Here is a 13,988-nt window from a genome sequence, read left to right as displayed (position 1 = left end):
AAAAGATAACTTAACTATTGTACACATGAAAACGAAATGGATTCTGGTTTTGGCAATTGGACTCAGCTTGGGGCTGAACGTCCAGGCCCAGGAAAAAACCAACCTAGAACTCACCGATCTCTTTGACCTGGAATATATCACAGACCCTCAAATTTCCCCAGACGGGTCGCAGATCGCTTATGTCCGGAATTTCAAAGACATCATGACTGACCGGGACTATTCCAACATCTGGATCAGCAATGCAGACGGAAGCCAAATCCGTCAACTCACCCAGGGAAATCAGCGGGATTATGCACCTCGATGGTCCAACGACGGGAAAAAACTTGTCTTCCTTTCCAACCAGGATGACGAGAAGGTAAAGCTCTACCTAATGATGGTCGACAGTAGAGAAACCCAAGTCCTGACCAATACCTCCACCCCTCCAGGGGCGGTTTCCTGGAGTCCGGATGATCAGCAATTGGCATTCACTCAATTTGTACCGGAGGCTAAAAAGTCCCTCCTACAAGTTCCTTCCAAACCAGAGGGTGCCAATTGGAATCCAGGACCTATTTACATAGATGAAATGCGCTATAGAGGTGATGGAGCAGGGTACCTTAAGCCTGGTCACCGTCAGATTTTCACGTTGGGAATAGATGGGGGCACTCCACGCCAGCGTACATTTACTTCCAATAATCATGGAAACCCTGTTTGGGCAAAAGATGGAAAAAGCCTCTTTTTCTCGGCCAATCTCAAGGAAAACAGTGAATTTGAACCAGCTAACTCTGAAATCTATCAACTGAGCCTCTCCAGTGGTGAGATCAAAGCCTTTACTTCCCGCTTTGGCCCAGACTCCAACCCCACCATCTCTCCAGATGGCAAACTGATCGCTTTCACTGGAAATGACGACACTTTCCAAGGCTATCAGGTGACCCACCTCTATGTAATGAATATCGATGGCTCTGGGGTCAAAAACCTTACAGCCGACCTGGATCGCGATGCCGGCAATCCCCAATGGGAAGCCAATGGAAAAGGGATCTATTTTCAATACGATGAATTTGGGGACACCAAAATTGGGCATGTAAACCTCAGCGGTAAAATCAGAACTGTCGTAGAAGGGCTTGGCGGACTGGATTTGGGAAGACCTTACAATGCAGGCACATTTACCGTTTCCTCCACAAACCGATTTGCGTATACCCAAGGCGGTCCTGAGCATCCTGCTGACCTGGCTATCTGGGCAGATGGACAGACTAAAAGATTGACGGCTGTCAACGATGACCTTTTCTCCTATCGTAAAATCGGTAAAACCGAAGAAATCTGGTGGAAATCCAGTTTTGACGGGAAAAAAGTTCAGGGTTGGATAGTCACTCCTCCAGATTTTGATCCAGGAAAAAAATATCCATTCATCCTGGAAATTCACGGCGGACCTTTTGCCATGTACGGTCCTTCATTTGCCTATGAAATCCAAGCCTATGCCGCTGCAGGTTATGTGGTTCTTTACACCAACCCTCGCGGAAGTACGGGATATGGACAGGAATTCGGAAATGCTATTCACCACGATTACCCCAACCATGATTATGAAGATTTGATGTCAGGAGTGGACGCGGTGATTGAAAAAGGATACATCGATACGGATAATCTTTTTGTGACCGGGGGATCAGGAGGCGGAGTATTGACTGCTTGGATCGTGGGCAAAACAGATCGCTTCAAAGCCGCTGTGGTTGCCAAGCCGGTTATTAATTGGACTAGTTTTGTGCTTCATGCAGACAACCCTGTCTTTTTCACAAAATATTGGTTCGGTGCAAAGCCTTGGGAAGACATTGAAAATTATTGGAGAAGATCCCCTCTCTCTTTGGTAGGCAATGTAAAAACCCCAACCATGCTATTGACCGGGGAGCAGGATTTCCGAACTCCGATTTCGGAATCCGAACAATATTACGCAGCACTCAAACTACAAGGTGTAGAGTCTGCCATGGTTCGTATCCCGAATGCTTCTCATGGCTTGGTCAATCGGCCCAGCATGCTGATGAGTAAGAGTGCGGCGATTTTAAGTTGGTTTAATCATTATCGGGATCTGCAATAAGCAGATCCTTTTTTTTACTCTTTCCCAAAACAAGATGAAAAACAAAATCCTTTCCCTAATACTCTTTTTGAGTGCTTTTACCCAAGGCTTTTCCCAATCCTTCGTCTTCCCAGCGATCCAAGAATATGGAGGTGTTATAGAAGTCCCATTTGAGGTAGAAAAACCCGATCCAACGAAAAAGTATAAACTGGTAGTTGAATTGGGCAATAAACTAAAATCCAAAGAAGAAGTGGGGGAAGATCTCGACTATGCTGCTCGAATGTACAATCTCCACGTATATGCCGGAGTACCCGCCGAAAATATAGAGTTGGCCCTGGTGATATTCAGTGGTTCTACTCCCTTGGTCCTTTCCAATAAAGAATACCAGAAGCGATTTGGTCTGCCTAATCCTAATGCAGCCTTATTGGAGGAGTTTCAGAGAAATGGAGTTCAAGTGATCGTCTGTGGTCAATCTATGATGAAACAAAATCTTGTTCCTGAAATGATCTATCCGGGAGTAAGATTGGCAGCTTCCCGATTTACAGCAACCACAGATTTAACTCAAAAGGGTTACCAAGTAATTGTATTATGACCTCACTTAAAACTATCATTCAAGGAATAGGTTTGCTTTGTTTCGGGTTTCTATCCATTCCCGGATACGCACAAAAGTCAAACCCTGAGACCGAAGCCATTTTGACTCAGCGGCAGGCATCCAATCTAGCATTGAAAGCATTTGACGAAGAACTCAACAATACCTTTTTAACAGATGATGTACTGATCACCACAGGTGCCGGAACCTTGATTTCAGGAAAAGAAGCATTGATAGAGTATATCCAAAAAGTTTCGGGATCAAGAATGTTTTGGGTGCGGACCCCCGATGAAATCATCGTTAATCCCGACACACAATTGGCTTGGGAAACAGGTACTTGGAAAGGATATCAGGAAGGATCAGAAGAAGCTATGGTGGGCGGGAAATATTCCGCACAATGGACCAAAAAATCAGGGACTTGGCTGATTCAATCCCAATTGTTTGTGACCTTAACTGATGAGTAATCGATTACGCAATTACGGGAAATGAGATGATTGACATTTCATTTTAAAGTCCATTTCTCTTTTCAAGAAAAATCAAGGGCAAGAAGTATTTCATGCAGAATAAACCTAATTCAAAATGTACAATCTCACACGTAGAGTAGCTGGCCTATTGATTTCAGCTTTAGTACAAGTCCTTACGCTGACGGTTGTTTCAGCCCAGTGGACCAATCATTATTCCAAGCTCTCTGACTTTGGACATCATGTTTACCTGGAACAGCATGAGTTGCCCATTCTGGTTTACGGTCCGACAGATCCCGCTCCTGCACCGGATGGAAAGCAGTTGGCCTTCGCCGCCCGAGGGTGGATTTGGAACCTAAATCTAGAAACCGGAACTGCTATTCGATTGACAAAAGGTTCGGGTATCGACTCTCGACCGAGATGGTCACCCGATGGGAAAAAACTGACTTTTGTAAGAGATGAGGGGAAAAACACAGCCATAATTGTTCGCGATTTGGCAAGTGGGGAGGAGAAAAGAATTGATACTGAGACTATCGAATTAGACCCGGAATTCTCATCTGATGGAGAATGGATTTATTATACCTCCGGAAAAACCGGCTCACTGAATCTTCGCCGCTATCACCTCCTCTCCGGAGAAGACGAACCGCTGACCGATCTCCGCCAGGTAGAACGAAATCCCCGAAGGCTAAACGATGGCGAAAGCCTAATGTACCTCCATGGAAACGGTGCCCACCGGGTACTTCGAATCAGGAACTTTCAAAACAACACCGACTCTATTGCCCTCGCACAGACGCTCACCTACCATTTGACTGCAGATGCCCATCCCGCTCAGCGCCTGATCGTTTACAGCGCGCCCATTGACAATGACTATCACCTTTGGACCATGGATTTGGATGATCCTCGGGTGAAACACCGCCTTACAGATGGAAATCCTTTTGCCCTAACTCCGGCCTTTAGCGCTGATGGTGAGCAGATTTTTTTCGTCGAATTGGATGAAAACAGGCAATTCAAACTGATGCAAATTCCGACCTATGGAGGAGAAGCCAAGGAGGTGAAAATTCTAAATTGGGATTTGAGAGAGGCAAGTGGATCTCTGAAAGTGAACGTGACCGATGAATCTGGAAAACCCATTACGGCACGGATCTCCATCCTTCGAGAGGATGGCTATCCTGTCCCTTCCCATGAAAATGCCACGTATGTAGATCCACAAACAGGCCGTCATTATTTTTATTTAGAAGGAGAAGCCAGCTTTTCACTTCCTGCAGGAAATTATCAAGTTATAGGTGTCCAAGGCCCCATGACCCCAATTACTCAGTCCACCATCCAGGTAATTGATGGAGGATCAACAGAAGTCAGCCTAACCATCAGTCCGATTTGGGATGCAAAGGCTGCAGGCTATGCATCGGCAGATCACCACGTGCACCTGAATGGTGATGGACACCATCGGGCTACACATCAAGACGCCCTTCAGGCCTTGGAAGGCGAGGACCTTGATCTGCTGGCTCCCATGTCTTGGAACCGTTGGGAACGGAGAATCGACGCCTCACTGATTGGGAAGGAAACAGAAAAAGATGGCCGAATTGTCACTCAAAGCCAAGAAGTGAGATCACACTTTCATGGCCATGTAAGCTTATTGGGAACAGATAAAGCCTACGCCCCGTGGTTTTGGGGACCCACCAATCCCAAACTTGGTGACCCGGACCGAAGCAATGGAGAGGTAGTGGACTTTGCAGATCAAACAGGAGCTTTTCTTACATATGTCCACCCCATAACCGAAGATTTAGATCCTTTTGACCATTTAGATGACAATCCAATTCCAATTGAGCTAATTTCTGATGGGGTACTAGCTGAGCGCATCGGCTTTGAAATGGTCTGTGCCTGGACAAGTCCTTTGGGAAACAGTCATGTTTGGTATCGACTTCTGAATATCGGGCGTCCTGTAGCTGCCATGTCAGGGACAGACATGTGGGTGGATTTCCATCGTACCATGGCAGTCGGCACCGGAAGAAATTACGTGCGGTTGGAAGGTGAAGAAATGACTTCTGAAGCAGTACTTGAGGCGGCGATGGCCGGAAAAGGATTTGTAACGACGGGTCCTGCCTTACTTTTCCAAGTGGGAGAAAAGGCAAAACCCGGAGATGTCGTTTCCAGTGGTACCCAAGATTGGACCGCTACGCTGGCAAGCACCAGTGCTATTGATGTGGTTGAGTTGATCGTAAACGGGGAGGTTGTCGAAAAGCTGGATGAAGTAAATGCCGGAGAGACGAGAAATTATAAAGGAAAAGTGACACTTCCCGAGGGTGGATGGGTTGCGATACGTGCCTATGCGGGCGAACAAAGAGAAGACTCCTGGCCCAGTATGCACGCACGTCCTTTTGCGCATAGCTCTCCAGTATGGATCGAAGCTATTGGTAGTACCGATCCAAATTCGCGTAAAGCAGCTGCAGCAGATCTCATTCGGGCGATTGATGCAGCTGAAGGAATATCTAAAGCTGCCTACGGCGATACTGAAATGAATCGAATGATGAGTCGGTTTGAGGAAGCCAGAAAGAGACTTAGGGAAATGATAAAATAAATGCCATCAAAGAATAAATTTCCTATACTGATTCTTTAGAGAAATGGAGAAAAATCAAACTTCAGAAAATCATCCAGACGCCTTAAATGAAGAGGTAATCAGCCCCTGGAAGAAAAAAAACTGGACCTCCTATTTCAAAGAATTCTTTATGCTTTTTTTGGCTGTATTCTGTGGGTTTCTCGCCGAGAATTACCGCGAATCTTTAAGCAACAAAACGATCGAAAAGGAATACATGCTTTCCTTGATTGAAGACCTAAAATCAGACACGGCAAACCTGAATACCTACATTTCTTTTAAAAAGGTCAAAGGTCATTTGATGGACTCCTTGGCAGGGATGCTAGTTTCGGAGGATCATCACCTTTTGGGAAACCAAATCTATTATTTAGCCAGACAAGTCTTCAACGAAAGCCCATTTGTGTACTCGGATGGCACCATTCAGCAATTAAAAAACGCGGGGAATCTTCGTCTGATCAAAAAAAGAGTGGTCGTCGAGGAATTGCTCAAGTATGAAAAAAAGGTGAGAGTGCTTCAGGATTGGGACGAAAAGGACAACCAAACCAAATCTACTTTTCGGGAAATGGGAGGTAAGGTTTTTAACTCCCAGGAATTGAATGCCACGATGGATGCAGAGATGAATTTTGTGTTTCCGACAACAAATCCAAAGCTGGTCACAGATGATTTTCAGACCCTGAATGAGCTGGCCTTCCAAGTCCATTATTTATCAAAAATGTGTCTAGGAAACAGTATGCGGGCAGCATCTCTGAGGGAAGATGCTTTAAATCTATTGGAATTGATTCACAAGGAATATGAACTCCCCTAAACAAAACTTTTGCATCACTCAGTAAGCCTATGATCTCCTTTTTCCGAAAAATCCGCCTATCTCTTTTCTCCCAAAATCGGGTCACCCGGTATTTGGCCTATGCGGCGGGAGAAATTATTTTGGTGACTATAGGAATTTTAATAGCACTCCAAATCAATACCTGGAAAGAGGAACGGGCCAATAGACACAGGGAAACAACATTTTACAAATCCATCTTAATTGACTTGGAAAATGATCAGCAAAAACTGGAATCCCAGACCATTTTCTACCAAAATCGAATGGATAACCTAACTTGGTTTTTATCCCAAATCAGAAATCCGGCTCAGCCAATTTCTTCTGTTGATTTTGGGAAACATACCGAACCCTTGTATTACAACGAGTCTGCCATCAGCTTTGACGCAACTTTTGAGGCAGCAAAAAGTGCCGGGGCCTTCGATAATTTTTCCAACAAGCCACTTCTGAAGCAGCTCGTTGAATATTACACCAACTTCAAGCAATTTGAGGATGTACTTACCTCTATTTTACGCATCATAGAAAATTCCTTTGAACCTTTGATGGCTGGGGTCCCCAATAGCTTTTTGGCGATGGAATCTGCTGAGCAGATATTGATAAATGAGGGTAACAAAGGATTTTATTCCTTGTTGGAATCAATCAAAGATGAAAGGGGAGTTGATCCTCAAAAAGAGATCAATTCCTTTTTGCAAAAGACCGAATTTGAATCCTATGTGATTGGAGACTTGGGGAGGACATTTAACATGATTGAGCAACTGGAAGTCAGAACCATGCAATTGAAGGCACTTAAAGAAGAAATAAACCGACATCTCCATGATTAATTTTTTCAGAAAAATCCGTCAAAAACACACCATCAAGAACCGAAGTACCCCATAATCATTCTTGGCTTCAGCAAAAATCTTTTAATTGTTGATTATTAAGGATTTACTAAAAAAAATTCTTTAAATTATCCTATACATTACGGATGATTTTTCAAAACATTTAGTCTTGATTACAAGAATTAAGAATTCCTCCTTGACCTCAAATGGTTTGGCATGGTAGCTATCCAAAAAAAAGAGGCTGAAGCCCTAGAAACATACCATATCTACTGGAAAAGTTACTTTTCGGGGGACTATAAAACCATTGCTTCCATTTTGGATGACCATTTTGAATTTATAGGAATTTCGGAAACAGGGCTTTCACATGGAAGAGAAGACGGTCCGTTAGCTTTTCAAGCCGGATTAAGAAAAGGCAACCATGAAACCAGACTGGAAAGTCGTAAAATCATTTCGGTACCTGTAGGCGATCTGGTGTTGGTCAAAGAAGAGGCAGATTTGCATTTTTTGAAGGACGGAATCTGGACTTTCTACTCCCCTATCCGGATTTCTTCAATATTGAGTGAAACTCCTTTTGGCTGGAAAATAGTACAGCAGCATCAATCTATTCCAGAGGGTGAATTCCCTTCAAACAAAAGACTGGCAGAAGAAAACCTTCAGTTGAGGAAAGAGCTCAGGAAAAGTGAAGAGAATTTACAAACTATAGAGAGGGAATTTGAAATAGAGGCAGCCCTGGAACGGGTCCGATCAAGGTCCATGGCCATGCACAAAAGTGAGGAACTTCAGGAGGTAGTCAATGCTGTTTTTGACAATCTGATGCAACTGGAAGTGGCAACCGATACGGTCACCATTCTCATCCCAAAAGCCGACTCAAAGGATATAGAAGTTTGGATCCAAAACAAAGACCGGAACTATTCCTCTAGGCTACTGATGCCCTATTACGAATCCTCCCAGATCGGAAGGGATCTTGTCAAAGCCCGGGAAGAAAAGATCGAACTGTTTACCCATCACTATTCCAAAGAAGAAAAAGACAAATGGTTTCTTCATCTCTTTAACCATCCTGAAAGCCTGATCAGTATCCCCAAGGAAAGAAAAGAATTTGTTTTGGGAGGTCCTTCCTATTGTATTTCATCAGCATTCAACACCCATACCGGGATGTATATGGGAAGATATTATGGGCAGCCCTTCTCTATCTCAGAAAACAACATCCTGATCCGGTTTGCCCGGGTATTTGAACAGACCTATACCCGATTTCTGGACCTTCAAAAAGCAGAAAATCAGACCAAGGAAGCCATCAAACAAGCCTCTCTGGATCGGCTTCGTGCAGATATTGCCTCCATGCGGACCGCAGATGACCTGAATAGGATTACCCCTCTGATCTGGAAAGAACTCACCAGTATGGGGATTTCCTTCATCCGATGCGGGGTCTTTATCATGGACGATCAGAAAAACAAATTTCACACCTATCTGTCTACCCCAGACGGACAGGCGATTGCAGCATTTGATTTGGTCTATTCCAAGGCCAGAAACCTAAAAGAAGTTTTTCATCATTGGACTGAAGGAATCAGCTATGTGACCCGATGGGTGGACGAGGATTTTCAGATCCAAGCCGACACGCTCATCGAAGAGGGGGTGATCAAAACCAAAGAACAATACCTACAAAACATTCCCAAGGATGGCATTTATCTCCACTTCCTACCCTTTTTGAAAGGCATGCTTTATGTAGGAAATCCTACACCTCTGAAAGAGGAAGAGCTCCAACTAGTTCAGTCTTTGGCGGACACATTTTCTACCGCGTATGCCAGATACATGGATTTTGTCAAGCTGGAAACAGCCAAGGTTCAGGTGGAACGTACCCTGAGAGATCTAAAATTAACCCAACAGCAACTCATCCAATCCGAAAAAATGGCCTCCTTAGGCGAGCTTACTGCCGGGATTGCCCATGAGATCCAAAACCCACTCAACTTCGTCAACAACTTCTCTGAATTAAGTGAAGAGCTATTGGATGAAATGACTGAAGAAATTGAAAAAGGAGATCTGAATGAAATTAAAGCCCTCGCTCAGGAACTGAAGGACAACCTGTCCAAAATCCACCACCACGGAAAAAGAGCAGGAAGCATTATCAAAGGTATGCTGGAACACAGCCGCAAAAGTGAAAGCAAAAGAGAACCTTCCGATTTAAATGCACTTGCTGAAGAATGCCTGAAACTCAGTTTCCATGGACTGCGGGCCAAAGACAAAAGCTTCCATGCCAACTTCTCCTGTGATTTGGATCCGAATATCCCAAAAATTGAAGTGGTACGCCAGGAGATCGGAAGAGTTCTACTCAATTTGATCAACAATGCATTCTATGCAGTCAATGAAAAGGCAAAAATCAGTGGTCCGGATTATACCCCCGAAGTAAAGGTTTGCTCCCGATACCTAAAGCCGGAATTGGGCAAGGATGCACGGGTAGAAATTTCCGTCATGGACAACGGAGGGGGAATCCCTTCCAAAATCAAAAGCAAAATCTTCCAACCTTTCTTTACGACAAAACCTTCCGGTCAGGGAACCGGGCTGGGTCTTTCAATCAGCTACGATATTGTCAAAGGCCATGGGGGAGAATTATCGGTCGAAACAGAAGAAACCAAAGGCACCACATTTCTAATTTCTCTTCCCTACCCAAACTAACCCAAACATGCATTTATCGAAGACCCATGAATTTGACTTAGCCCAAATCCCCAATAGTGACCTGAAAATTGCCAAACCCTATTGGACTGAGAGGTATCAAGTTTTCTTCGAGGATGGAATTGGGGCTCAAATCCTTCTCGAATTTCAAATTATAACTAACTGGATATGACGAAAAGTACACATCTATTTTGCTTTCGCTTACTTTTTTTATTCTCTCTGGGATTTGCAGTTTCATGCCAATCAAATGAAGAAATTCCGGTTCCAGAAAACCCATCTGGATTCAAAATTCCTACCGCGACCCCTTTTAAAATTCCTGAGGGTAAGCCCATAGAGTGGAAAATTATTCCCCAAGAGTACGTTCCAATAGGAAAAACAATGCGTTTTAACTGGGATCAATTACCCTCAAAACCATTTTCACTGGAGGAAGAAGAACCGCTTCAAAAACCGCTCACAGAAATATCTTTTTCCTTTGAGAATCTTAAAGAAGTGCCTTTGACTATCGAACTGGAGATGGACTCCATCAAAAGCACCATTTTCCCTTTGCCTGAGCCGATTATTTCACAAGTTGGGACGATGGAAAAATCTGATCGTACAAAGGCGGGAATTTTAGGGTTAACCGATGCACAAGGCCTTCCCGGTAAAAGCATTAAAGCCCAAATAATCGGGCCAGATGGAACCCATTGGATTGGTACCGAGCTCGGATTGGTGAAATTTATAGGAAGTGAGTTTCACTTATATGAAATCGTGATTACTGAATTCTCCTCAGGGGTTACCAATATCATCGTCGATCTTGATTATGACCCCCAAGGAAGATTGGTTATTACAACTTTGGAAAATGGATTTATGATCCTGGATCCTGAGACTGAATTGGTGGAAAATTTTGAAATCCCCTTGGGCTTCACAAGAGGAGCGGTCGATCAAGATGGTAATTATTGGGGCGGCAGAATTGGAGATAGTCCCAAGTTTATAGATCTAAAAAATCGAACCCTTTCATCCTTAGTCTTTGATTCAGAATTACGTTTAGCCTTCAGTACAGTAAGCTTAGATTCGAAAAACAACCTTTGGATCCCTATGAGCAGTGAAATTGCCATTGTTAATCCTGAACGAACAAGTGTAAAACTATTAGGTATAGACGAGGGTCTAGAAGGTGATTTTTTCCATATCACCGAAGCTCCTGATGGTTCCGTTTGGCTAACTACCTTTGAGAGGGGTGCTACAAATGTTTCTTTGGAAAAAGGCATTATTTCAATCTTAGGGGAAGAACAGGGATATTCTGGAGGTTCACTAGATGTAAATATTGATTCAAGGGGTCAGGTGTGGTTTGGGTATACTAACGGCTTCACAATTTACAACCCTTCGAAATCTACCATAAAATCCCTTCAAACAAACTCCATAAAGACTGGCTCGGGTGCACCCTCTATGTCCTTATTTGATCATATGAATGAGGTGTATTGGGAAAGCACCTATTCATCAGGGGTTCAGCTATACGATCCCTTAGGAATGGATTCCAGGCACCTTTCTTCCAATGATGGCCTGATAAATGATAATGTCTGGGGAATTGAAGAAGACAAAGAGCATCGAGTATGGCTCGCCACTTATGGTGGACTCAACATTTACGACCCTTCCACCAAGACTATCAAGTATTTGGAAATTCCTCGGCAAAATGGAGCTAATGATCATCGGGGTATTTCGAAGATTTCAGAGGACATCTTTTTTATTGGATCTGCAGGCGGATTCAGCTTATTAAACCTAAAAGAAAGCACGATCACTTCTTATCAAGGAAGTGCAGAAACAGCACGGTTCTTTTGGCGCGCCAGGCTACATGAAGATGGAAGTATGTGGATCGGTACCAATGATGGTCTACTTGTATTTGACCAAGAAGAAGGGACCATGAAAAAGCTTGATGAATATTCGGGTTTGGCCTCGAGTACGGTATGGGGGCTCGAAAAGGATCATCTCGGGAAGTTCTGGATTGTAACAAATACCGGCATTAATTACATCGATCCTGAGAAAAATACGGTCACTTTTATAGGAACCATAGAGGGCTTGTCCACAGCAGATCAATCGGTCATTATTAGAAGTTCTGAGGATGGAATGATTATTGGAGGTGCACGAGGAATCTCCATTATTAACAAAGATCGAAACCAGGTAATAAATGTGAATGGTGATCATGGACTCCAACCCGAATCACTGTATGATATGGTTGAGTCTCAAGGAAGAATTCAACTCGGAACTTCCAATGGGATCGCAATTATTGAAAAGCCTTCCCAAGAAAATCCCAATCAAGCCTGGCGATTTATGAATTACGGACGGGCTGAAGGTTTTCCATATACCGATTACAATCAGATGACTGCCAAGGTAACCAGCGATGGGAAAGTTTGGTGGGGGGCAGCTCCTGTCCTAACTGTCAATCTCAATGATCCGAGATTTGAAAATGAGACAACTCCTACAATTGAGATCACAGGGATACGAATCATGGATCAGGGCGCCCATCTATTTGCCAAATATGAATCAAGTCTCTTCCTTTCAAAGCTTGATAGCCTTCCACAGGACTTGGAAAGCGCAAGGAACTACCTCGCGAAAAACAATATCAAATGGGATAGTTTGGATAGAAATTCAAAGATTCCATTGGGTTTGGTACTTCCTTACGATCAGAACTCGATCACATTCACTTTTTCTAATCCGGCTATAAAAAGTAGGGATGAAATCGAATATCGCTACATTTTAGAAGGAGCGGATGAAGAATGGTCAGAAATCACCAAGGCACCAGTTTCCAAAACGTACTTTAACCTTTTACAAGGAGATTATTCATTTAAGGTAATTACAAAAGGATTTAATGGTAACTGGAGTGAACCAAGCACCTATAGCTTCCGCATTAACCCTCCTTGGTGGTTTACCTGGTGGGCATTTTTAATTTATGCTGCCTTTTTGGCCTTAGTGATCTATACCATCGTTCAAGTCAGATCTTACTACCTCAAAAAGGAAAACCGAATATTGGAGGAGCGGGTCAATCATCGAACTGCCCAGTTGAACAAATCCATTGAAGACCTGAAATCCACTCAGGAACAATTGATCCAGTCCGAAAAGATGGCTTCTCTAGGGGAGTTGACTGCAGGAATCGCCCATGAGATCCAAAATCCGCTGAATTTTGTCAACAACTTCTCAGAAGTCAGTGAGGAACTTTTGGAAGAAATGAACGAGGAAATCGAAAATGGAAACCTGGATGAGGTAAAAGGCATCGCTCAGGAACTCAAAAAAAATCTCTCCAAAATCAACCACCACGGGAAGCGGGCAGATTCCATCGTCAAAGGAATGCTTGAGCATAGTAGATCCAGTTCAGGTGAAAAAATAGAAACCGATCTCAATGCCTTAGCAGATGAGTTTGTACGGCTATCTTACCACGGGCTTCGTGCCAAAGACAAATCTTTTAATGCAGACTTTGTACTCGAATTGGGCTCCAATCTTCCAAAAATAAAAGTAGCTCCTCAAGATATAGGAAGAGTGATCCTCAACTTGGTAAATAACGCATTTTATGCAGTGAATACTAAAGCCAAGAAAGGAATAAATGGATACCAGCCTACCGTTATTGTAGGTACCAAGCAATCCGAAAACGGAGTTGAATTATTTGTGAGAGACAATGGGAATGGAATCCCGGATTCGGTGAGGGACAAAATTTTCCAGCCATTTTTCACGACCAAACCTGCCGGTTCAGGGACTGGGCTAGGGTTGAGTTTGAGCTATGACATCATCAAGGCGCATGGAGGGGAACTGAAAGTGGAAAGCAAAGAAGGAGAAGGCACCACATTCTATATTTATCTAAAAACTTCGGAGTAACAGGATTCACCTTTGGAAAAAGAGAACAACGGCTTTAATAATAGCACGGGGATAGCATTTACCATGACAAGCTATACTGTCGAAAACTCCAAGTCTTGGACTTACCAATCAAAATTGTAGAATGAATGCTCACCCTGACAAGAGAGCTTTGGAGTTTTTCCCCATAAAGAAACG

At 43.6% G+C, this 13,988-nt stretch carries 8 protein-coding genes; all 8 read left to right on the top strand.

What is annotated here, in order from left to right:
- Positions 1-25: 25 nt before the first annotated feature.
- Entirely contained in the window at positions 26-2,059 is a 2,034-nt protein-coding gene (locus tag P2G54_RS02700; protein ID WP_275867936.1) for a S9 family peptidase, read from the top strand.
- Positions 2,060-2,093: 34 nt separating this feature from the next.
- Complete coding sequence (locus P2G54_RS02695) at positions 2,094-2,630, top strand: DsrE family protein (protein ID WP_275867934.1); 537 nt, start codon at positions 2,094-2,096, stop codon at positions 2,628-2,630.
- A complete protein-coding gene (locus tag P2G54_RS02690) occupies positions 2,627-3,091 on the top strand; it encodes a nuclear transport factor 2 family protein (protein WP_275867932.1) in 465 nt (154 codons plus the stop codon). The genes P2G54_RS02695 and P2G54_RS02690 overlap by 4 nt, the downstream gene beginning before the upstream one ends.
- Before the next feature lie 115 nt (positions 3,092-3,206).
- Positions 3,207-5,663: a CehA/McbA family metallohydrolase gene (locus P2G54_RS02685; RefSeq protein ID WP_275867930.1), complete on the top strand. Its 2,457-nt coding sequence runs from the start codon at positions 3,207-3,209 to the stop codon at positions 5,661-5,663.
- Between the two features lie 43 nt (positions 5,664-5,706).
- The gene (locus tag P2G54_RS02680; RefSeq protein ID WP_275867929.1) at positions 5,707-6,483 is read left to right on the top strand and encodes a hypothetical protein; all 777 of its coding nucleotides are present in this window, start codon (positions 5,707-5,709) and stop codon (positions 6,481-6,483) included.
- A 29-nt stretch (positions 6,484-6,512) separates the two neighbouring features.
- Positions 6,513-7,316 (top strand): DUF6090 family protein, encoded by an 804-nt coding sequence (locus tag P2G54_RS02675; RefSeq protein ID WP_275867927.1) that lies wholly within the window; start codon positions 6,513-6,515, stop codon positions 7,314-7,316.
- 213 nt (positions 7,317-7,529) lie between these two features.
- Entirely contained in the window at positions 7,530-9,980 is a 2,451-nt protein-coding gene (locus P2G54_RS02670; RefSeq protein ID WP_275867925.1) for an ATP-binding protein, read from the top strand.
- Positions 9,981-10,355: 375 nt separating this feature from the next.
- A complete protein-coding gene (locus tag P2G54_RS02665) occupies positions 10,356-13,814 on the top strand; it encodes an ATP-binding protein (protein WP_275867924.1) in 3,459 nt (1,152 codons plus the stop codon).
- Positions 13,815-13,988: the final 174 nt, after the last annotated feature.

It is taken from the genome of Algoriphagus sp. CAU 1675 (assembly GCF_029222925.1).
GTDB lineage: Bacteria > Bacteroidota > Bacteroidia > Cytophagales > Cyclobacteriaceae > Algoriphagus.
The sequence above is the reverse complement of the archived record's forward strand: the minus strand, read 5'-3'. Positions and strand labels throughout refer to the sequence as shown.